We start from the raw sequence: 18,177 nt of genomic DNA, 5'->3' as shown, positions 1-18,177 counted from the left end.
TAGTGGAGGCGTAAATGGGACCGATCGAGGCGAGCGTTAAAGAGCGCGCGAAGGAAGCAAGGGCGGCGCTATTCGGGGTGGCACTACCTACACCGCTCGTGTTGCCTGCCGACACCGACCCGAAGGATTTGATTATCGCTGAGTTGCAGCGTCGCAACGCGCAGCTTCGGCAGCAATACGATGACCTTCTCGACGAGGTCGGCGCGTTACCCTTGGGCCGCGGCGAGAAGATCCGGAAGGCGGTAGCGAATAGGTACGGGATTCGCATATCGGAGCTCCGGTCTGTGTCTCGCGAGACGCGGATTGTGGTTCCTCGGCAGCACGCCATGTGGCTGACGCGCCGGTTCACGATCCTTTCGTTCCCGGCCATCGCGCGACTCTACAACCGCACCGACCACACCACAGTTATGCACGCCTGCAAGGCCCACGAGAAGCGCCTGGAGGCCGGCGAGACATTCCCCCAAATCCCAGGATGGGAGGTCTAGATGCGCGGAACCCCATGGACAGACGATCAGGTCGCGACGTTGATCCGGCTCCGCAAAGCGGGATTGTCGAACAGCAAGATTGGCGACGCGGTCGGCAAGACCCGCGACTCGGTCAACACGAAAATCAGACTGCTTGGTCTCCCGAAACGGACACCAAAGACGACGCAAAAACAGCACGCCAGCCTCGTCGCAAAACAATCAGTTAGCGCGTCCCCCGCGCGCAAGGCTCGGCCTGAGTCCTCCGGTGCCCTCCCGGTTGTGGCCGAGCCACCCCGTCATCCCGAAACGATGGCGCGGGTCCCGTTCATGGAGACGAAGCCGGGGCAGTGCCGTTTTCCGCTGTGGGGCCGTGACGAGACCACGGGCGACTGTTGCGGCAACAAAGCTATGGCGGGGCGTCCGTACTGCGAAGCCCACCACCGCATGACCCGCGTCCCCGTTCCCAAGCGCCGCAAGGGCGCCGCGGACAAATTCAACTTCGGACAGTTTCAACCAGCCTAGCCATCGAAGGAGACCGGACCATGACCATCTTGCAGACATCGGCCAAGGAGCAGCTTCGCGCCTTCGTGTCGCGCATCGAGCGTCTTGAGGAAGAGAAGGCCGCGCTGTCGGCAGACCTCAAGGAAGTCTATGCGGAGGCGAAGTCTACCGGCTTCGACGTGAAGGCGCTGCGCAAGCTCGTTTCTATGCGCAAGGCTGACGAGCACAAGCGCCTTGAAGAAGAGGCGATCCTGGCGACCTACATGCACGCCCTCGGGATGCAAGCAGACCTGTTCGATGATGCGGACGCCGCGGAAGACGACCACACCGAACACCGCGCCGAGCCTGCCGCTCTGGCCGAAGCCACGGTGTAGGCCATGATTATTGCAGCGATCGACCCAGGCTTCTCGGGCGCCATCGCAGTTGTGAACGAAGAATACGACTGTGAGACCTGCGACATGCCCGTCATGGGTACGGGCGCAAAGAAGCTAGTGGATGGCAATGCCATCCAACGATTTCTCAGCGAGCGCGACGTTGAGTACGCCGTGATCGAACAGGTCTCAGCAATGCCGAAGCAAGGCGTATCGGGCATGTTCCGCTTCGGCACTTCCTACGGTGTCGCACTTGGCGTGCTCCAGGGAATGTCGATTCCCTATGAGCCTGTCACGCCTCAGCGGTGGAAGAAGGCGATGGGCGTCTCGTCCGACAAGGACCACGCCAGACGTGTCGCTATCGAGCGCTTGCCGCGCGCCGCACAGCAATTCGAGCGCAAGAAAGATGAGGGTAGGGCCGAAGCCGCGCTCATGGCGCTGTGGTGGTTCAACAATGGCAAAGAGTACCGCATGGCACAGGAGGTAGCGTAAATGCCACAGGGGAACATCGTCAAAGTTGATAAGGAAGCTGAGATCGTTGAGCGGGCGCGTGCGCTACGCGAGGCGGACCCGGAAACGTGGACGTGGAGGCGTCTCGGAGCAGAGCTCGGCGTCGGCTATGAATGGCTGAAGCTGCGGATCATTCCCGGCTATCGCGAGCAGAAGAACGCGCGTCGCGCCGTCTACAGGGGTCGGGCCGCATCGCGGCTTAACGAGGAAATCCGCACGCCCGCGGCAACGCACCACAAGACGGAAGCGCGGCCGATCTCGGACGAAGAACTGAAGCGGCGCCGGTCGGTCATGGTCCACGACAATCGCGACCTGACGCAGCGCCTCATGGGCGATCCGCCTTTCGAGCGGTCAGCATTGGCGCAACGCCAGAAGGTCGTCGAACTCCCCGACCCCTTTGTAAGCGTAGGGGACGCCGCACAGAGCGTTGTCGATCGTCTCCGGTCCAAAGTACGGGCGGAGGCGTAATGACCAAGCTGCGCTTCGTCGTCAAAGGCGAGACCAAGAACGGTGCCATCCTGACGCTGCGTCGGTTCAAGAGCCGCGACGAAGCGGAAGACCATCCAGTCACGATGAAATACTGGAAGCGGGTTTGGGTCGAGGAAGACTTTACTCCCCCAGCCCCGCCGCCGCCAACCGATGCCCCGCTTCCTTGGCGAGTAGAGGCAATCAGTAACAAGTTCACATACATCCGCGATGCCGCTGGACGGCGCGTGCTCAGCTTGCATGGCGTAGAAGCGCGACGTTCGCGCATAGAGCAGGTTTTGCGCGAGGCGGGGCTTGTTGCGGAGGCGCCCAAATGACCCGTGAGCGACTTCCAGATCGGCGCAGAAGCGAGAACTTCCGCTTTAAGGTGGGCCGCACCAGCTACCACGCCACCGTTGGCTATTACGAAGACGGGCGGCCCGGCGAGGTCTTCCTGAACTGCGAAAAAGCGGGCACCGACCTCCAGGTCTACATGCGCGACTCCGCAATCGCAGTGTCTATGGCGCTACAAGGCGGGATTCCCATTGAGACCATCGCGCACGCAATGTGCCGGCACGAAGACGGGTCACCCCAAGGCTTGATGGGCCAGTTCCTCGATATGTTTGCGAAAGGGGAGCAGGGGTGAGCGTTCGAACGTGGCCTTTCGGAAAACTGCGGATGTTCGGGTACGAGTTGATCGTGGCTGACCCCCCGTGGGACTTCGAGAACTATTCCGAAGCGGGCACTGGCAAGGGGGCCGACCCTCACTACTCGGTCATGTCGCTTGCCGAAATTAAGGCGCTGCCCGTGGGTGATTTGGCGCGCGGTGACTGCTTGCTTCTCTTGTGGGCGACTGGGTGCATGTTGCCGCTCGCGTTGCAGGTCATGGAATCGTGGGGTTTCACCTACAAATCCGAGATTGTTTGGAGAAAAACGACCGTAAACGGCAAGGTGCGAATCGGCACTGGTTATCGTGTACGCACGATGCATGAGCCGGTGCTTGTCGGCACCATGGGGAACCCCCACCACAAGCCGTTCCCGTCATTGATTGATGGCCTGGCGCGCGAACACTCTCGCAAGCCAGACGAGTTCTACGAAGCAATCGATCGCTGCTGTCCAAGCCTTGGCTTCCGTGCGGACCTGTTTGCCCGCACCCGCAGACCTGGATTCGATTCTTGGGGCGATGAAGTCGGAAAGTTCGATCCCCTCGAAACCAGCAACACGGGGGCCGCAGCATGACCCACGCCCAAGATTGGAGAGAAGCCTGCGAGGTTGTTGCCGGGCAATGGGACGGGCAGGACCGCCCGATGATGGGAATCGCGAAGCGTGTCGCCGCTGAGTTCGGCGTTACCGTTGAGGATCTGCGGGGGGCTAGCCAGGAACACCGGCTTATCGAGCCTCGTGGGAAAGCGTTCTATCAGTGCCGTCACGTCCTCCAGAGACGATACACCGAGATCGGTCGGTTCTTCGGCAACCGGGACAAGTCCGGGGTCCGCCGGGTCATCCACAAATACATGGCCGCACGGTCCAATGGGGAAGGGGACCGCAGTGCTGCGTGAACCGCCTCATAATCTTGAAGCCGAACAAGCGATCCTCGGCGCCATGCTGATTACGAACGACGTGTTCTACCGCGTCTCGGATTGGCTGGACGAGGAACACTTCTACGACCCTGGGCACGCGGAATTATTTGCGGCGATCAAGCGGCTGATCCTGAACCGGCGCCGCGCAACACCGATCTCGCTCAAGACGGACGTGGCCGAGCTCGACTTCGGCGAACTGAAGGGACCGGCATATCTTGGACGGCTCGCAGCGGCCGCACCGCCGCCGCAACTGGCGTGGCAGGACGGCCGTGTGGTCTACGACTTGGCACAACGCCGCCGCCTGATCGAGATAGGCGAGGGGCTTATCGCGGCCGCGATGGACGCACCGGTTGAAACGACCCCGGACACACTGGTCGAGAACACCGAGACCGCGTTGGCGGCTATCGCAGAGAAGGGCAAGGCGTCGGACCACCAGGTAACGATGCTCGAGGCCGCAGCCGATGCGATCGACACCATCGCAGCGGCATACCAGCGCGACGGCAAGATGGCAGGGCAATCGACCGGCCTCCGCGATCTCGACAGTTTGCTTGGTGGGCTCGCCCCGGCGCAGCTCGTGATCCTGGCCGCTAGACCTGCCATGGGCAAGACGGCGCTCGCGACCAACATCGCCTATGAGACAGCCCGCAGGTTCATTGAGACCAAGGAAGAGGACGGTTGCCCGGTCGGGTTCTTCTCCTGCGAGATGTCGGCTCGCGAGGTCATGTTCCGCTTGATCGGAACGGAGATCGGAATCCCCGCCGATCGGCTGCGCCGCGGCGCCATATCGCCCGAGGACTTCAACCGCATCCTTCAGGTCTCCGAGGAAAAGCTGGGCCCGACCCCGCTCTACTTCGACGAGGCCGGCGGCATCAAGATCACCCAGCTTTGCGCCCGGGCTCGCCGGATGAAGCGCCGGCACGGCATCGGTCTCTTGGTCGTGGACTACCTGCAGCTTGTGTCCGGGTCTCAGCGCCGCGACGGCCGCACCCAGGAGATCACCGAAATCAGCAGCCAGCTAAAGGCGCTCGCGAAGGAACTCGAAATCCCCGTCTTGGCACTCAGCCAGTTGAGCCGTGAGTGCGAGAGGCGGGACGACAAGCGGCCCCGGCTTCCTGACTTGCGCGAATCCGGATCGATCGAACAAGACGCCGACGTCGTGATGTTCCTCTACCGCGACGAATACTACATCGCCCAGGCCGAGCCGACCGACAAGAACGCAGCCTCGTATTTCGAGTGGCAGAGCGACATGGAGAAGGCCAAGGCGAAGGCCGAGATTCTTGTGCCGAAACAGCGCCAAGGCCCGACAGGATCAGTCGAGGTCCGGTTCGACGCAAAGCTGACGAAATTCGAAGACCTGGCCGTGCAAGAGCGGCTGACGGAAGGGGTTGTCTAATGGATACGGACGAGAAGATTGCGCTGATCGTGGAGGACTCAATAGCGAACTACCGGCGGGTATTCGGTATGGCGATGTCGAGTGCGGTTGATCTGACCCCTATCGAACGTCTCATGTGCGCAGGCTTTCTCGTGCACAGCCTGCAATGTTCTTTCCCGCCAGTGACGATCGATTTTTGCCTTGGACGCTCGCTCGACGATTGCATTAACGAGGCCAGGAAACTTGCGTGCAGGGTCGTCATCACGCCACAAGTCGAGGTTGGACCATACCGCGCCGATTTCGTCGTCGTGGGCTGCAATGCCGCCGGCAACTACTGCGCCGTGGTCGTTGAATGTGACGGACACGACTATCACGAAAAGACGAAAAAGCAAGCTGCGAACGATAAGAAGCGCGACCGGTTCATGGTGCAGAACGACCTGCATTTACTCCGCTATACCGGCAGCGAAATTTGGCGCGACCCCACCAAATGCGCTTACGAGGTGATCGGGTTTGTTGGTGCCAAAGTGCGCGAGTGGGAGTTCATGCGCGCAGCGAGAGAAGAGGAGAAGCGAGACAGAGCAAGGAATGCCGCCAATGCCGGTAAGCCGTGGCGGAAGGAATATGAATGACTTCCCGACCGTGGATGAAATTCTATCCGTCGGATTGGCAGTCCGACGAGCGGCTTGGCATGTGCAGCCTAGCCGCCCGCGGTATTTGGATGGAGATGCTTGCGTTGATGCATAAAGCCGACCCATACGGCCATCTTCTCGTGAACGGAATGAAGCCGAGTGACGAGCAGTTAGCGGCGCTCGCCAGAGCCTCATGCGACCAGACACGGACCTGCGTCCAAGAACTGGAGCAGCATGGGGTATTCAGCCGAACCCGCAACGGCACGATCTACTCCAGGCGGATGACCAAGGACGAGAAGAAGCGTAAGGACGGCGTTAAGGCAGCAACAGAAGGTGAGTTGGAAGGTAGTAGAAGGAATAAGCAACACGCTAAAAACAAATGGAAAAAAGAACCACCCCCTAGGGTGGTCGATAGGGTGGAGGAACAGCCACCCCTTATCCCAGAGGCCAGAGGCCAGAGATATTCCGAACCTAACGGTTCGGCGCCGCCGAGGTCGGCGCACCAAGCCCTGACGGACACGGTTTGGCGTGAGTGTCCTGCCAAGCTCGTGGCGCTTGGGATGCCTGAGCCAAGGGCGCGAAGTCAGATCGGTAAATGGCTCAAGGACCACAAGCCGGAAGAGGTGTTGCGTGCCGTCGAGCAGGCTGAGCGCGTCGGCACAAAGGACCCCGTGCCCTACATCACGGCCTTGTTGAAGCCGAAGGCTGACAGGCCGTGGCGCCGCACCGACGACGGCGGCTATGCGGTGAGGCCGGGGACGGCAGATTTCGAACGGCTGAAGGCGCACGCCAACAGGCACGATCGGCGCCGATACTACGATTTCGTGGCAGCGGAGAAGAGCGGCGATGAGGTTGTCGTGGCGGAGATCTATCCGAAATGAGGAAACGATGACCGATCAAACCGAAACGGACGACCCCATACTTCTCGAGCGGGATGCGTGGGCGATGGTGTGGTCGCCGGACGAGGGCTGGCGATTGTTGATGCCGGCAACCGTGGCAGAGGCGCCCGATGAGGCACTGGCGCTGCTGGGTGCGTTCTTCCGGCTGGCGGAGGACGCGGCGTTCCGGGACGAGTGTGCCGAGCACGCGCTCGAGGAACACGATTGCGACAACGGCGACACGGTGCACTAGCGAGGAACGAGTATGGCGAAGCGTAGGAAAAACTCGAAGCCGCGGAAGCAGTACCGGCCGGGCGTCCAGCCGCTGCCGGGACCGCTGGCCGCGCAACAGGCCGAAGCGAGGGAGGCGCGTTTCCGGGAGACGGCGACGCCTGAGCGGCTGCGCAAAGCCGGCCGCGACGTGCGAACCGGCCAGGACGGCGTGGTGCGGTTGTCGGACGCCCCGCTCGACAGCTTGCGCGGCACCGGCGCTATCACGCTCGATCAGTTCGAGGCGGGGGACCGCTATCGCGAGGACTGTTGGAACGCGGGGCTGCTCAAGAGCCCGGTTGTGAATTTCAACGCGACCGGTTCGGGGTTCGCGGGCAAGGTGCCGGGGTTCCTGTCGTCCGAGCCACGGGCTAAGGCGATGGATCGTGTGAACGCGGCGAACGCGGCGCTCGGCCTCGGGCTGCGGGACGTCGTGCAGGTTGTGACGCTCGCGGTTGCCGGTGAGAAGGTCAAGGATCTCGGGATGAAGCTGTTCGGCCGCCGGAACGCGAACGAGGCGGGTGCGGCCCTGATCGAGGTCTTGCGGATTGGGCTCGATCGGCTCGCCGCGCACTATGCGCCGCCATCGCGTCCGCGCATCGTGTCGCGCGGAGAACGGGCCGAGGTCGACGAGGCCGAGTGGCGGAAAAATGGAACGGAGTGAAAAAAGTGCTTGACCCCACCATGGCGGCAAGGGTATGTATTTCACCAAGATTGCAGAATTACGCCCCGGCCGGAGAAATCCGCGACCGGGTTTTTTGTTGCCCGAGCCTAGGAGCCGCAATGCTTCGCGCCGAACGCAACGCGATATTGCTCAAGAACAACCACGCAGCAAAGGCGGGCCCTGTATTTCGGGACGCGGTACTTGCTGCACGGGATGCGGTAGGGCCGGACGCGATCGACGATGACCTGATGGTCTGGACGATGCGGCTGGTCGAGGAACGGGACGGGTTTAGGCCGAGGCGGGCCTGAAAAACAAATCAACGGAAATCAAAGGAAATCAGATGGCGCAGCGAGGCGGCAAGCGCCCCGGTGCAGGGCGTAAAAAGGGGTCGGTCAACAAGACGACCAAGGCTGAGCGTGCGGCTATTGCCGCGAGTGGACTGACGCCGCGGGAGTACCTCCTGTCGGTCATGCGCGATGAAAACAACTCGCAGGCTGTCCGCGTCGATGCCGCCTACAAGGTCGCCCCGTACTGCCATTCGAAGCTGGCGAGCATCGAGCACACCGGCAAAGACGGCGGCCCGATAGAGGTGGCGGAAGTTGCATGGACCATTGCTGATCCTGAAACCGCAGATCCCGAGGGTGTTCAGCCCGCTTCTGAAGCCTAGGCGCTTCAAGGGGGCCAAAGGCGGCCGAGGCAGCGGCAAATCGCATTTCTTCGCAACGCTAGCCGTTATGGAAGCGGTGAGAAGTCACCAGCGCATCGTGTGTGCCCGTGAGGTGCAGAACTCCATAGCGGATTCGGTGAAGCAGCTCATCGAGGACAAGATCGAGTTCTTCGGTCTTCGGGGCGCGTTCAAGGTCACGGATACGGAGATCGTTTATCCGGCCAACGACTCTCTGTTCGTCTTCAAGGGCCTTCGGAAGCATACGGTTTCGACGGTCAAGTCGATGGAAGGCTTTACGCGGCTGTGGATGGAAGAGGCCCATTCGATCAGCCAGAAGTCTCTCGATGTGGCTATTCCGACGTTTCGCGTTCCCGGCTCGGAAGTTTGGGCATCGTGGAACCCTGAGACCGAGAAAGACCCGGTAGAGAAGCTATTCCGGGAAGGCGAGGACGACGACAACTTCGTCTGCATCGAGGCGAATTATTGGGATAACCCGTGGTTCGCTGATCCGCTCAAGTCGGACATGGAGCGCGACAAGCGGCGCGATCCTGACAAATACGCGCACGTCTGGTGCGGTCAATATGCGCGGTCGAGCGAAGCGCGTGTATTCAGCAATTGGAAGGTCGAAGAGTTCGAGACGCCAGACGACGCGACGTTCTATTTCGGCGCGGACTGGGGTTTCTCGATTGACCCAACGGTTTTGATTCGGGTTCACCTCAAAGGGCGAACGCTGTTCGTAGACCGTGAGGCTTACAAGGTCGGGTGCCCGATCGATAGAACGCCGGACCTGTTCGACAAGATAGACCCTGACAAGCCGGGCATGGCCCGCAATTGGACGATACGCGCTGATAGCGCCCGTCCAGAGACAATCGATTACATGCGCCGGCACGGCTATCCGAAGATCACGAAGTCGATCAAGGGCGCCGGGTCCGTAATGGACGGCATCGAGTTCCTGAAAAGCCAGGACATCGTGGTCCATCCGCGCTGCGAGAAGACGATCAACGAACTGTCCATGTACTCGTGGAAGACGGACCCGCTGACAAACGAGGTCATTCCGGTCCTGGAGGACAAGGACAACCACGTCATTGACGCGCTGCGGTACGCCCTTGAGGGCGTGCGCAGACAGCCTGCCGCCCCTGTCTTCGGCACATACGGGAACTACGCATGAGCACGACAGAACTAGGGCCGAACAATCGCTCAGGCGATTACGACATTATGGAGCCGTATTGGCGCATGGTGTCGGACATCGTTGCCGGCGCCAAGGCCATGCGTGCTGCGAAGAGCGGGGCGGATAACCCGTATCTACCGAAGTTTCCGAACGAAAGCGACGCTGATTACGCCTACCGAGTAGCTAACGCGAAGTTTACCAACATCTATCGCGACATCATCGAGACCTTGGCCGCAAAGCCCTTCACGAAGGAAGTGGCGCTAGCCGAAGACGCCCCGGACGATTTCAAGAAGATCGCGGAGGACATCGACGGGGCGGGGAATCACCTGCACACCTTTGCGGGCCGGTCGTTCTTTGCCGGAATCAACAACGCCGTCGACTGGATCATGGTCGACTACGTGAAGATGCGACCCGGCACGACATTGGCCGACGAGCGTAGCATGAACGCGCGCCCCTATTGGGTCCATGTCGAGGCCCCGCGCGTCCTGGCGGTCTACTCCGCCCGTATCGGGGCGAAGGAAGAACTGGTTCACGTCCGCATTGCAGAGACGGGCAAGGCCCGTGACGGGTACGGCGAGACGATCACGAATCGCGTGCGGGTCTACAACCGGGAGCCGATCGTCGATACGGACGGCGCGGTGATCAATTACGCCCCGGCGACGTTCGAAGTTTACGAGCAGAAGACATCGTCTGCGAGTTCCGGCGCGAAGACGTCGAGTTGGGATCTGGTCGACCAAGGCCCGATCTCCATCGGCGTCATTCCGATGGTGCCGTTTATCGCCGGTCGCCGCATTGAAGGGACGTGGCAATTCGTGCCGCCCATGCAGGACGCGGCCTACCTACAGATCGAACACTTCCAGCAGGAAACGAACCTCAAGTCCATCAAGGAGCAGGCGTGCTTCCCGATGCTGGCCGGCAACGGCGTTGCTCCTGTTCTTGAGGACGGGAAAGCCAAGGCCGTGCCGATCGGCCCGAAGTCCGTGCTGTACGCCCCGCCGAACGGTGAAGGCGAGCACGGAGAGTGGCAGTTCATCGAGCCGAACGCTGAATCCCTTAAGTTCCTGGCCGCCGACGTTGAAGCCACAGAACAGCAGCTTCGCGAACTCGGGCGCCAGCCGCTGACGGCTAAGACAGGGAACATCACGGTCACGACCGCGGCATTTGCCGGTGACAAGGCGAACTCGGTTATCCAGGCATGGGCGCTGAACCTGAAAGACGCGCTGGAGAATGCGTGGGCATTGACGGCCAAGTGGCTGGGACAATCGGAAGGCCCGACAGTCGTTGTCGACACGGACTTCGATGTCGGCTTGTCCGACGAGAAAGACCCAGACAATCTGCTGAAGATGCGCGAGCGCGGTGACCTGTCGGGGCAGACGCTGGGCGAGGAGTTCAAGCGCCGCGGCATCCTATCGGTTGAGTGGGATTACGACGAAGAAGTTAAGCGCATCACCGAGGAAATCCCCGGTGAGCCGAACGAAGCGGACGGCCCGCCGATGGAAGACGCCGCGTAATGCGATCCGTCTTTATCGGGTTCGACCCGCGCGAGGCGGATGCGTTTGCTGTTGCGCGGCACTCGCTTGTGCGGAACGCATCGTGCGATGTTGCGGTGCGTGGGCTTGTGCTGTCCGATTTGCGGGCCCGTGGGCTCTACACGCGGCCAACGGAGTACCGTGACGGCAAGCTCTGGGACGTTATCTCAGGTGCGCCGATGAGCACCGAATTTGCGTGCTCGCGGTTCCTGGTGCCGTATCTGGCCGGAAGCGGATGGGCGTTGTTCACGGACGCGGACATGCTGTTCCGTTCGGATGTTGAGGAACTGTTCGAGCAGGCAGACCCGTCCAAGGCTGTGATGGTCGTCAAGCACGATCACCGGCCGGACGAAGGCGTGAAGATGGACGGGCAGGTTCAGACCCGGTACGCCAGAAAAAATTGGAGTTCAGTTTGCCTGTGGAATGTGGATCATCCGTCTAATCGTGGGTTGACGCTAGAGCTTATCAATGGGGTTCCCGGTCGGGACTTGCATCGGTTCTGCTGGCTCGAAGGCGAACATATCGGAGAATTGGAGCCGTCCTGGAACTGGCTGGCCGGTCACTCTGATCCTGCGATCGAGCCCAACATCGTGCATTTCACGGACGGGGTGCCGTCTATGACCGGGTACGAAGACACACCCTACGCCGACGAATGGCGGCTTGAACTGGAACGGTGGGCCGCGTGAGATTTCTGGTCGTCTCGACGTTCAACCGCAAGGGGCTCGACCTCTACGGGCGCCGGATGATTTCGACCTTCGAGGATAACTGGCCGGACGCCGTCGATCTTGCGATCTACGCGGAAGGCTGGGGCCATGCGGTAGAACGAGGCGCGGTAATCGACCTGGAAACGGTGTCGCCGTGGCTATCGGAATTCAAGCGCCGGCACGCGGACAAGCCGACGCAGAACTACCGTATGGATGCGGTCCGGTTCGCGCACAAGGTTGCTGCGGTTTGCCATGCCGCGAAAGTACCACACCCGGACGTGCTGATCTGGGTAGACGGTGACGTGCTGACGCACTCCCCGGTCACGATGAAGGACCTTGAAGACCTAGCCCCGAAGGGCGATGAATGGATTGCTTGGCTCGACCGGGCGACGATGTACCCGGAGACGGGTTTCTATATGCTGAACTGCAATCATCAACGGCACGAGGAAATGATCGGCCGTTTCGAGGCGATGTATGCCGACGATGGGCTGTTCAGCCTGCCGGAATGGCATGACAGCTTCGTGCTCGAGCAGGTCGTGAAGGAAGCCGGGGTCGGAATGAAGTCGCTGTCCGGCGAGGGCAGGGATACGACGCACCCGATGGTCAACGGCCTGTTGGGACAGTGGTTCGACCACGCCAAGGGCAACCGCAAGAAACACGGGCGGTCCCCGAAGCGAGACTTGGTTCGACCTCGCCCGGAGCAACACTGGCAATGAGGTATCAAGAGACCTGGATCGGCGGGCCTACCGGCGAGCCGTTCCAACGGGAATGCGCGTCACGATATGCGCCGATCCATGCCGAGCTCGAACGCTACAGCCGACCCTTCACGGTCTTCGATTTCGGCGCAAATCTCGGGTATTTCTCGTTTCGGATCGCGTCAGACTTCCCGCATGCGACCGTGGTCGCGGTCGACAACCGGGCCGAACTGCCGAAACTGGCCAAGGCGAACGGGCTGCAGAACGTCGTTGTCCTGTCCCGGCGCATGACCGGCGCGGATTTGGCCAAGCTGGCGCAGTGCGAGGTCTTCGACGTCGTGCTGGCCCTGAACGTGCTTCACCACATGCCGGATTGGCGGGTCGCGCTGGACGCATTCAAGGATATGGCGCGGGCGATCATCGTTGAGACGCCAGGCCCCGGCGACAAAGGGGCGCTGGAGCGCGGCAACCACAAGGATATTCAGGACGCAGTGAAAAGCGGCATTGAGGTCAGACGTACCGGCTCGCATGTCACAGCCGGTGCCGAGCGGATCATGTACCGGGTCGACGGAACGGATCGCAAGACGATTGCGATGCAAACCGTAGACGCGCCCGAGCGCGGCGCACCGGAGGTACGGGCGCAGGTGACGCTATCGGATAGCGAGGCGCGCATTTGGTTCGCCCGCGGCGAGGAACGCCCGTTCGTTCCTGGCATCAATCTTTGGAACGCGGTCAAGCTCGGAATGGCATGGCCTACAGACGCCCAGGAGCGCGTCAGGACAGAGGTTTCCCGGCTTGGCAACGGCGGGCGCTGGCACGACGATTTGCGCCCCTGGAACTTTGTATTAGCCGGGAATAGGGCCGTCGCGATCGACATCGGTAACAAGCACTGGCGTAAGGAGCCTGAGCCTGGAGGCTTGGACAAATGCCTTCAGTTGATGGGCTGAGACGCTGCCTCGTTCTTGGATCGGCGCAATGCCTCTGGGACGACATCGAGGCGGCGTTGCAGGTCGGTGAATACGACGCGGTTATAGCCGCGAAACAGGCCGGCATTGTCTGGCCCGGTGAACTTTATGCCTGGGTGACGCTTCACCCGGAATGGATGGACGACTACCGGGCGGAGCGCTCGGCGCACGGATACCCTGTAGCACAGCGGATCGTGGCCCATGAGAAGGGCAAGGGCGTCGACGTCGTTGTGGCGCATAGGTGGCCCGGCGCGTCCCGTTGTCCATCGTCTGGCGGCGTGGCGGTCAAGTACGCGCTCGAGGACGGGTTCGGCAAGATCGTCATGTGCGGGATTCCGATGGATATGCGCATGGGCCGCATCGACGGCCGGGAAGGCTGGCCGTCCGCGCAACGCTATCTGCGGCGGTTCGAGGAAGCGCTGCCCTACATGCAGGACAAGGTCCGCTCGATGAGCGGGCGCACTAAGGATTTGCTGGGGCCGCCGACCCCTGAATGGCTGCTGGGACAGTAGCCGCATCGGCAATGAGCGGCCCGCGTCATGCGGGCTTTTTCGTGGGCGGGACGCCCGATCAAATCCGGGATGGATGAAATGGCACTGAAAGCGGTTATTGAGAAGCTTGAAGACGTGAGTGAGGGCCTTCGTGAAGAGTACCGGCCGGGAACGGCCGACGAAGGCAAGGAAGGCAAGTTCGTGCTCAACGTGGAGTCCGTCGAAGGGTACGCCCTTGAGGATGTAAACGGGCTCAAGACGGCGCTCGGCAAGGAGCGCACACAACGGGAGAAGCTTGAACGAGACGTGGTCAAGTTCAAGGATCTCGACCCCGACAAGGCGCGCGCTGCGCTCGAAGAACTGGAAGAACTCAAGAAGATCGACCCCAACAAGGAAGCCGACAAGATCGCCAACTCGAAGTTCGAAGCGGCGAAGGCACAGTTGTTGGAAAAGCACAACGGCGAGATCGCGTCTCGGGATGAGCGCATCGGGCATCTGGCCGGCACGGTTCAGCAGCTTCTCGTCGACCAGGTGGCGACGGCGGCGCTCGCCGAAGCTAAAGGGGCGGTTGACCTCCTTTTGCCGCACGTTCAGCGCCACACCCGCGTCAAGGAAACGGACGGTAAGTTCGTTGTTGAGGTGGTCGACGGTGAGGGCAATGCCCGCATCGCTGACTCCAAGGGCACGCCGATGGGCATCAAGGACCTGATTTCCGAAATGAAGGCGTCCGACACGTTCGGCCGGGCGTTTGATGCTTCCGGCCAATCCGGTAGCGGGATGCAGGGCAGCGCGGGCGGCCCCGGCGCAGGCCCGCAAAAAGGCAGCTTTGGCGGCAGCCCGGAAGAGCGCCGCGACGCGATCAAATCGAAATTCCCGGAACTCTCACAGGCCGGGTAGCAAAAGGATTTCCGCTGTCTCGGGACGAGAGGCGGATGAAAAGGGCGGGACGCCCTAACGGAAAAACCCGAGACAGTCGAAAGGAAACCAAACCATGTCTCTTTCCCAGATGCAGGTGTTTAACAAGTATTTTATGCCTGCGACGATCGAAACTCTCGCCCAGATGGTCGAGAAGTTCAACGCCGCGTCGGGTGGTGCGATCCGCCTCACCACGGCCGGTTTCGAGGGCGACTTCATGCAGGAGTCGTTCTTTGCCGCGATCCACTCGGCCCAGCGCCGCGTTGACCGCTACGCAACGAACGAGACCCAGGCATCGACCGATCTGACCCAGCTCAAGCATTCGAGCGTCAAGATCGCCGGTGGCTTTGGTCCGATCCGCTACGAGCCGTCGCAGATGACGTGGCTCAATAAGCCGACCGCCGAGGGCGTCGAGGTTGCCTCTCGCAACTTTGCCGAGGCTCTGCTTCAGGATCAGCTCAACACGGCTATTCTGTGCCTCGTAACGGCGGTCGAAAATCAGGCCACTGCGAAGTACGACGCATCGGCCGTGTCTCCCGCAGAGGGGATCAGCTACAAGAACATCAACAAGGCGCACGCCAAGTTCGGTGACCACTCGGCCTCCCTGGTCGCGCAGGTCATGACGGGCTCGGTGTTCCACAAGCTGATCGGCCAGAACATCGTCAATTCGACCCGCCTGTTTACGGCCGGCAACGTCAACGTCGTTGACATTCTCGGCAAGGTGGTCGTGGTGACGGATGCTCCGGCTCTGTACGAGGCGGGCTCCCCGACCAGCTACGAGAAGGTTCTGTCTCTGGCTGAGGGTGCCGCGACGGTGTTCGATGGTGGCGACGTGATCACCAACATCGAGACCTCCAACGGCAAGGAACGCATCGAGACCACGATGCAGGTCGACTATACGTTCGGTCTGTCCCTCAAGGGTTACACCTGGGACGAGGCCAACGGCGGCAAGTCGCCCGACGATTCCGATCTCGCTACCGCGGACTATTGGGACAAGGTGGCGACGAACATCAAGCATACCGCTGGTGTTCTGACGATCGGTGACGCATCGGTCGACTAAGGATGATTGAGGGGCGGGTCTTCGGGCCCGCCTCTTTCTATTTGACGTTCAACGGAGAGCACATCGATGCAGCCGAAAGACACGGTGATCTACACCGCCCAGAAAAGCGGTCTAAAGAAAGGCCCGCGCTACGCGAACCCTCGCTTCTTCGACGGGAAGCCCAAGCGCGGCGTTAAGAAGGTGGTCGTCGTGGGCGACTGGCCCGCTGTGGTCGATGCCTATGAGGCGGCTGGTGTTGAGGTCGTGACGGAAGAGACGCCGCGCCCGAAGACGTTCACCGAAGCACGTGTCGAGAAGTCGGGCCGCGATGTTGTCGAGATCCCCGACGATTGGCAAGAGATGTCCTGGCAGGACAAGCGCAAGCTTGCGGCCCAGCTTTCTGACGTGCCGGTGATCAACAGCGCGGGCGCCGATGCGGCGATCATGGCAGAGCTTGACCGGCGCGCTTAAGAGTTTTTCCCGCAACGCCAACGCGAGGTATCCAAGATGGCGAACACTGAAAAGGAACACGCGGTCCTGACGCTCAAGCACGCTGGCGAATGGTCGCCGGAAGGCCGCAAGGACGTTGCGAACTGGCTCCGCGAGCAAGCCGCTTCTCTTGAGCAAGAGGGCGACACCTACGCGAGCCGGTATCGCGCGCGGTATTTGAGCTAGGACGAACCTATGGCGCTCGAAGTCGAGGATGGAACTGGAAAGAGCAACGCGGACGCATTTGACGCGCTCGCGAACGTCAAGACGTATTGGGACGCCAAGGGCACGGATTATTCGTCCTATGACGACGATGCGATCGAGCAGGCCATTCGCCGGTCAACATCGATCCTGAGCAATTCTTACACCTGGAAAGGCACGCGGGTTAACGGCAGGGACCAGGCTTTGGCCTGGCCGCGATATGGTGTCGAGGACTCCGAAGGATGGTATGTACCGGCCACGGAAGTCCCCAAAGAGGTCAAAGAGGCCACGGCGGAAATCGCCCTGCGTGAACTTGTCTCGCCCGGTTCAATGACGCCTGACGTGACACTTTCCGATAAGGTGAAGCGCGAGAAGGTCGGGTCGCTCGAAGTCGAGTATGCCAATGCGCAAACAGGGGCTGAGGCGAGCCGTCCGGTTCTCCTAATCGTTCGCGACTTGATCGGCGGGCTTCTAGATGGCGGCTCTGGTTCGTCCATTGTAGGCCGTGCGGAGCGGGCGTAATGGCGACGTTCGACTATGCCAAATCGGAGGCAACGGCCCAACGGCTTATCGCCAAATTCGGTCAAGCCGGCGCGATCCGCAGGGTAACGGGGTCGAACGATCCCGGCACGCCTTGGGACCCGAGCGACGACACGGAAACGACCACGGATTACGACTGCACGCTGGTCGTGCTCGAATACGGCAAGATGGAAGTGGACGGAACGCTGATCCTGGCGACCGATCGCAAGGTGCTTGTGAGTACCGCAGGCATGACCGTTGAGCCTCTTGTGTCCGACAAGCTGGTCATCGGCTCTGACGTCTACGAGATCGTGACCGTGAAGCCTCTAAATCCGGGCGGGACGGTGCTGCTTTGGGAAGTGCAGGCGAGGGCGTGATCGGCTATACTCTTGGCATGAGCGACGAACCAGAGTGGAAGCCTATCGATCTGTCGGAAAAGCCGCTGCCCAAGAGCATCCGGGTAGAGGTTCCGGCTCCGTTCGACCGTCTTGCGCCCGGTATGAAGTACGTTATCGCCGACGACGGCAGCGCGCGGCCGGTCGAGAACTTCGAGGGCGCGGGCAGTGGCCGCCAGATCATTGTTGGCGAGCGCACAGGCGACCGCCGGTAGTTTCCGCTGTGTCATTGGCAGCGATTATGGCACTCAACCTCTAGTCAGAAGCACGACGGACTCCGGGGCAGTACCGGACAGGTCCACCACGAACCGATGGCCTTTGGCCACCTCGTCAACAACGCCCCCCGTCGTGCCGAACGGCCGGGGTCGTCGGTTCTTGATGGGCCTGAAACAGGATCGACGGCGTGAGGACGATTAAAGCTGTGCTCGGCCTGACCTACCGCAACGGGTCAAACCTTGGAACTGCGAACGACAATCGCAATCCCGCCGAGGCCATGCCGCTCGCGGCGTAGCTGAAGCGCGGTCAGACGGCACCGGGCAACAGAAGCCGTCACCTATTTCTGGAGGTCGGAATGCTCGATTGGGCCGCAAGGTGTGTGTTCGGCTTCGGTTTTGCCCTGTCTCTTATCGCGGTGGCAGCGGTTATCCTGAAAGGCCATGAACTCGCCGTTCAGAAGCCGAAATGTGTGATCGGGCC

29 protein-coding genes and 1 other RNA gene are annotated in these 18,177 nt (G+C 61.2%); all 30 read left to right on the top strand.

The annotated features are described in order from the left end of the window. Positions 1–14 precede the first annotated feature (14 nt). The 30 genes from GL4_RS14105 (at position 15) to ssrA (ending at position 18,035) form a co-directional block, all read left to right on the top strand. Positions 15–485, top strand: a complete 471-nt coding sequence (locus tag GL4_RS14105) for a helix-turn-helix domain-containing protein (protein ID WP_045368438.1) — start codon at positions 15–17, stop codon at positions 483–485. Beyond that, positions 486–986, top strand: coding sequence for a GcrA family cell cycle regulator (locus tag GL4_RS14100; protein ID WP_045368436.1), 501 nt, complete (start codon positions 486–488; stop codon positions 984–986). A gap of 20 nt (positions 987–1,006) precedes the next feature. Further along, the gene (locus GL4_RS14095) at positions 1,007–1,339 is read left to right on the top strand and encodes a DUF2312 domain-containing protein (RefSeq protein WP_082025679.1); all 333 of its coding nucleotides are present in this window, start codon (positions 1,007–1,009) and stop codon (positions 1,337–1,339) included. A 3-nt stretch (positions 1,340–1,342) separates the two neighbouring features. Then, the gene (locus GL4_RS14090; RefSeq protein ID WP_045368433.1) at positions 1,343–1,828 is read left to right on the top strand and encodes a RuvC family protein; all 486 of its coding nucleotides are present in this window, start codon (positions 1,343–1,345) and stop codon (positions 1,826–1,828) included. Further along, positions 1,829–2,314 carry a hypothetical protein gene (locus GL4_RS14085; RefSeq protein WP_045368430.1) on the top strand — a complete coding sequence of 162 codons (486 nt, stop codon included), beginning with the start codon at positions 1,829–1,831 and terminating at the stop codon, positions 2,312–2,314. It begins immediately after the preceding gene. Further along, entirely contained in the window at positions 2,314–2,649 is a 336-nt protein-coding gene (locus GL4_RS14080; protein WP_045368427.1) for a hypothetical protein, read from the top strand. The genes GL4_RS14085 and GL4_RS14080 overlap by 1 nt, the downstream gene beginning before the upstream one ends. Beyond that, the gene (locus GL4_RS14075) at positions 2,646–2,957 is read left to right on the top strand and encodes a TSCPD domain-containing protein (protein ID WP_045368425.1); all 312 of its coding nucleotides are present in this window, start codon (positions 2,646–2,648) and stop codon (positions 2,955–2,957) included. Before GL4_RS14080 ends, GL4_RS14075 begins: the two co-directional genes overlap by 4 nt. Before the next feature lie 32 nt (positions 2,958–2,989). After that, on the top strand, positions 2,990–3,550 hold the full coding sequence (locus GL4_RS14070; RefSeq protein ID WP_045368422.1) for an MT-A70 family methyltransferase: 561 nt from the start codon (positions 2,990–2,992) through the stop codon (positions 3,548–3,550). Further along, a complete protein-coding gene (locus tag GL4_RS14065; protein WP_045368419.1) occupies positions 3,547–3,870 on the top strand; it encodes a helix-turn-helix domain-containing protein in 324 nt (107 codons plus the stop codon). Before GL4_RS14070 ends, GL4_RS14065 begins: the two co-directional genes overlap by 4 nt. Beyond that, positions 3,842–5,284, top strand: coding sequence for a replicative DNA helicase (locus tag GL4_RS14060; protein WP_045368418.1), 1,443 nt, complete (start codon positions 3,842–3,844; stop codon positions 5,282–5,284). Before GL4_RS14065 ends, GL4_RS14060 begins: the two co-directional genes overlap by 29 nt. Continuing rightward, on the top strand, positions 5,284–5,892 hold the full coding sequence (locus tag GL4_RS14055) for an endonuclease domain-containing protein (RefSeq protein ID WP_045368416.1): 609 nt from the start codon (positions 5,284–5,286) through the stop codon (positions 5,890–5,892). Before GL4_RS14060 ends, GL4_RS14055 begins: the two co-directional genes overlap by 1 nt. A 560-nt stretch (positions 5,893–6,452) precedes the next feature. Next, positions 6,453–6,773, top strand: a complete 321-nt coding sequence (locus tag GL4_RS17785; protein ID WP_172653362.1) for a hypothetical protein — start codon at positions 6,453–6,455, stop codon at positions 6,771–6,773. Between the two features lie 7 nt (positions 6,774–6,780). Continuing rightward, positions 6,781–7,023, top strand: a complete 243-nt coding sequence (locus GL4_RS14045; protein WP_045368414.1) for a hypothetical protein — start codon at positions 6,781–6,783, stop codon at positions 7,021–7,023. A gap of 12 nt (positions 7,024–7,035) precedes the next feature. Further along, on the top strand, positions 7,036–7,704 hold the full coding sequence (locus GL4_RS14040; protein ID WP_045368413.1) for a DUF6456 domain-containing protein: 669 nt from the start codon (positions 7,036–7,038) through the stop codon (positions 7,702–7,704). Positions 7,705–7,823: 119 nt separating this feature from the next. Next, the gene (locus tag GL4_RS17780; RefSeq protein ID WP_045368411.1) at positions 7,824–8,012 is read left to right on the top strand and encodes a hypothetical protein; all 189 of its coding nucleotides are present in this window, start codon (positions 7,824–7,826) and stop codon (positions 8,010–8,012) included. A 32-nt stretch (positions 8,013–8,044) separates the two neighbouring features. Beyond that, positions 8,045–8,371: a hypothetical protein gene (locus tag GL4_RS14030; protein WP_045368409.1), complete on the top strand. Its 327-nt coding sequence runs from the start codon at positions 8,045–8,047 to the stop codon at positions 8,369–8,371. A gap of 67 nt (positions 8,372–8,438) precedes the next feature. Next, positions 8,439–9,539, top strand: a complete 1,101-nt coding sequence (locus tag GL4_RS14025; protein WP_052464580.1) for a PBSX family phage terminase large subunit — start codon at positions 8,439–8,441, stop codon at positions 9,537–9,539. After that, positions 9,536–11,050: a DUF4055 domain-containing protein gene (locus GL4_RS14020; protein WP_244462626.1), complete on the top strand. Its 1,515-nt coding sequence runs from the start codon at positions 9,536–9,538 to the stop codon at positions 11,048–11,050. The genes GL4_RS14025 and GL4_RS14020 overlap by 4 nt, the downstream gene beginning before the upstream one ends. Then, positions 11,050–11,754, top strand: coding sequence for a hypothetical protein (locus tag GL4_RS14015; protein WP_045368407.1), 705 nt, complete (start codon positions 11,050–11,052; stop codon positions 11,752–11,754). Before GL4_RS14020 ends, GL4_RS14015 begins: the two co-directional genes overlap by 1 nt. Next, the gene (locus tag GL4_RS14010) at positions 11,751–12,488 is read left to right on the top strand and encodes a hypothetical protein (protein ID WP_156137628.1); all 738 of its coding nucleotides are present in this window, start codon (positions 11,751–11,753) and stop codon (positions 12,486–12,488) included. Before GL4_RS14015 ends, GL4_RS14010 begins: the two co-directional genes overlap by 4 nt. After that, on the top strand, positions 12,485–13,414 hold the full coding sequence (locus tag GL4_RS14005; RefSeq protein WP_045368403.1) for a class I SAM-dependent methyltransferase: 930 nt from the start codon (positions 12,485–12,487) through the stop codon (positions 13,412–13,414). The genes GL4_RS14010 and GL4_RS14005 overlap by 4 nt, the downstream gene beginning before the upstream one ends. Then, entirely contained in the window at positions 13,393–13,944 is a 552-nt protein-coding gene (locus tag GL4_RS14000; RefSeq protein ID WP_045368402.1) for an acetate and sugar kinases/Hsc70/actin family protein, read from the top strand. Before GL4_RS14005 ends, GL4_RS14000 begins: the two co-directional genes overlap by 22 nt. Positions 13,945–14,022: 78 nt before the next feature. After that, positions 14,023–14,820, top strand: a complete 798-nt coding sequence (locus GL4_RS16935; RefSeq protein WP_156137627.1) for a hypothetical protein — start codon at positions 14,023–14,025, stop codon at positions 14,818–14,820. A 94-nt stretch (positions 14,821–14,914) separates the two neighbouring features. Further along, a complete protein-coding gene (locus GL4_RS13990; RefSeq protein ID WP_045368401.1) occupies positions 14,915–15,898 on the top strand; it encodes a major capsid protein in 984 nt (327 codons plus the stop codon). Positions 15,899–15,964: 66 nt separating this feature from the next. Then, on the top strand, positions 15,965–16,348 hold the full coding sequence (locus tag GL4_RS13985) for a hypothetical protein (RefSeq protein WP_045368400.1): 384 nt from the start codon (positions 15,965–15,967) through the stop codon (positions 16,346–16,348). A gap of 36 nt (positions 16,349–16,384) precedes the next feature. Further along, entirely contained in the window at positions 16,385–16,552 is a 168-nt protein-coding gene (locus GL4_RS17600; protein ID WP_156137626.1) for a hypothetical protein, read from the top strand. A 9-nt stretch (positions 16,553–16,561) separates the two neighbouring features. Further along, a complete protein-coding gene (locus GL4_RS13980) occupies positions 16,562–17,089 on the top strand; it encodes a DnaT-like ssDNA-binding protein (RefSeq protein ID WP_052464576.1) in 528 nt (175 codons plus the stop codon). After that, the gene (locus tag GL4_RS13975; protein WP_045368399.1) at positions 17,089–17,463 is read left to right on the top strand and encodes a hypothetical protein; all 375 of its coding nucleotides are present in this window, start codon (positions 17,089–17,091) and stop codon (positions 17,461–17,463) included. Before GL4_RS13980 ends, GL4_RS13975 begins: the two co-directional genes overlap by 1 nt. A gap of 17 nt (positions 17,464–17,480) precedes the next feature. Continuing rightward, complete coding sequence (locus GL4_RS13970; protein ID WP_156137625.1) at positions 17,481–17,696, top strand: hypothetical protein; 216 nt, start codon at positions 17,481–17,483, stop codon at positions 17,694–17,696. A gap of 7 nt (positions 17,697–17,703) precedes the next feature. After that, positions 17,704–18,035, top strand: a transfer-messenger RNA (tmRNA) gene (ssrA, locus tag GL4_RS17270). The last annotated feature ends 142 nt before the right edge of the window (positions 18,036–18,177 follow it).

Source organism: Methyloceanibacter caenitepidi, assembly GCF_000828475.1.
GTDB lineage: Bacteria > Pseudomonadota > Alphaproteobacteria > Rhizobiales > Methyloligellaceae > Methyloceanibacter > Methyloceanibacter caenitepidi.
This window is presented reverse-complemented; position numbering and strand designations above follow the sequence as displayed.

Excerpts from the sequence above, each read along its gene's own strand:
- GL4_RS14105 (WP_045368438.1), top strand. The coding sequence starts at position 15 with ATGGGACCGATCGAGGCGAGCGTTAAAGAGCGCGCGAAGGAAGCAAGG.
- GL4_RS14100 (WP_045368436.1), top strand. The coding sequence starts at position 486 with ATGCGCGGAACCCCATGGACAGACGATCAGGTCGCGACGTTGATCCGG.
- GL4_RS14095 (WP_082025679.1), top strand. The coding sequence starts at position 1,007 with ATGACCATCTTGCAGACATCGGCCAAGGAGCAGCTTCGCGCCTTCGTG.
- GL4_RS14090 (WP_045368433.1), top strand. The coding sequence starts at position 1,343 with ATGATTATTGCAGCGATCGACCCAGGCTTCTCGGGCGCCATCGCAGTT.
- GL4_RS14085 (WP_045368430.1), top strand. The coding sequence starts at position 1,829 with ATGCCACAGGGGAACATCGTCAAAGTTGATAAGGAAGCTGAGATCGTT.
- GL4_RS14080 (WP_045368427.1), top strand. The coding sequence starts at position 2,314 with ATGACCAAGCTGCGCTTCGTCGTCAAAGGCGAGACCAAGAACGGTGCC.
- GL4_RS14075 (WP_045368425.1), top strand. The coding sequence starts at position 2,646 with ATGACCCGTGAGCGACTTCCAGATCGGCGCAGAAGCGAGAACTTCCGC.
- GL4_RS14070 (WP_045368422.1), top strand. The coding sequence starts at position 2,990 with ATGTTCGGGTACGAGTTGATCGTGGCTGACCCCCCGTGGGACTTCGAG.
- GL4_RS14065 (WP_045368419.1), top strand. The coding sequence starts at position 3,547 with ATGACCCACGCCCAAGATTGGAGAGAAGCCTGCGAGGTTGTTGCCGGG.
- GL4_RS14060 (WP_045368418.1), top strand. The coding sequence starts at position 3,842 with ATGGGGAAGGGGACCGCAGTGCTGCGTGAACCGCCTCATAATCTTGAA.
- GL4_RS14055 (WP_045368416.1), top strand. The coding sequence starts at position 5,284 with ATGGATACGGACGAGAAGATTGCGCTGATCGTGGAGGACTCAATAGCG.
- GL4_RS17785 (WP_172653362.1), top strand. The coding sequence starts at position 6,453 with ATGCCTGAGCCAAGGGCGCGAAGTCAGATCGGTAAATGGCTCAAGGAC.
- GL4_RS14045 (WP_045368414.1), top strand. The coding sequence starts at position 6,781 with ATGACCGATCAAACCGAAACGGACGACCCCATACTTCTCGAGCGGGAT.
- GL4_RS14040 (WP_045368413.1), top strand. The coding sequence starts at position 7,036 with ATGGCGAAGCGTAGGAAAAACTCGAAGCCGCGGAAGCAGTACCGGCCG.
- GL4_RS17780 (WP_045368411.1), top strand. The coding sequence starts at position 7,824 with ATGCTTCGCGCCGAACGCAACGCGATATTGCTCAAGAACAACCACGCA.
- GL4_RS14030 (WP_045368409.1), top strand. The coding sequence starts at position 8,045 with ATGGCGCAGCGAGGCGGCAAGCGCCCCGGTGCAGGGCGTAAAAAGGGG.
- GL4_RS14025 (WP_052464580.1), top strand. The coding sequence starts at position 8,439 with ATGGAAGCGGTGAGAAGTCACCAGCGCATCGTGTGTGCCCGTGAGGTG.
- GL4_RS14020 (WP_244462626.1), top strand. The coding sequence starts at position 9,536 with ATGAGCACGACAGAACTAGGGCCGAACAATCGCTCAGGCGATTACGAC.
- GL4_RS14015 (WP_045368407.1), top strand. The coding sequence starts at position 11,050 with ATGCGATCCGTCTTTATCGGGTTCGACCCGCGCGAGGCGGATGCGTTT.
- GL4_RS14005 (WP_045368403.1), top strand. The coding sequence starts at position 12,485 with ATGAGGTATCAAGAGACCTGGATCGGCGGGCCTACCGGCGAGCCGTTC.
- GL4_RS14000 (WP_045368402.1), top strand. The coding sequence starts at position 13,393 with ATGCCTTCAGTTGATGGGCTGAGACGCTGCCTCGTTCTTGGATCGGCG.
- GL4_RS16935 (WP_156137627.1), top strand. The coding sequence starts at position 14,023 with ATGGCACTGAAAGCGGTTATTGAGAAGCTTGAAGACGTGAGTGAGGGC.
- GL4_RS13990 (WP_045368401.1), top strand. The coding sequence starts at position 14,915 with ATGTCTCTTTCCCAGATGCAGGTGTTTAACAAGTATTTTATGCCTGCG.
- GL4_RS13985 (WP_045368400.1), top strand. The coding sequence starts at position 15,965 with ATGCAGCCGAAAGACACGGTGATCTACACCGCCCAGAAAAGCGGTCTA.
- GL4_RS17600 (WP_156137626.1), top strand. The coding sequence starts at position 16,385 with ATGGCGAACACTGAAAAGGAACACGCGGTCCTGACGCTCAAGCACGCT.
- GL4_RS13980 (WP_052464576.1), top strand. The coding sequence starts at position 16,562 with ATGGCGCTCGAAGTCGAGGATGGAACTGGAAAGAGCAACGCGGACGCA.
- GL4_RS13975 (WP_045368399.1), top strand. The coding sequence starts at position 17,089 with ATGGCGACGTTCGACTATGCCAAATCGGAGGCAACGGCCCAACGGCTT.
- GL4_RS13970 (WP_156137625.1), top strand. The coding sequence starts at position 17,481 with ATGAGCGACGAACCAGAGTGGAAGCCTATCGATCTGTCGGAAAAGCCG.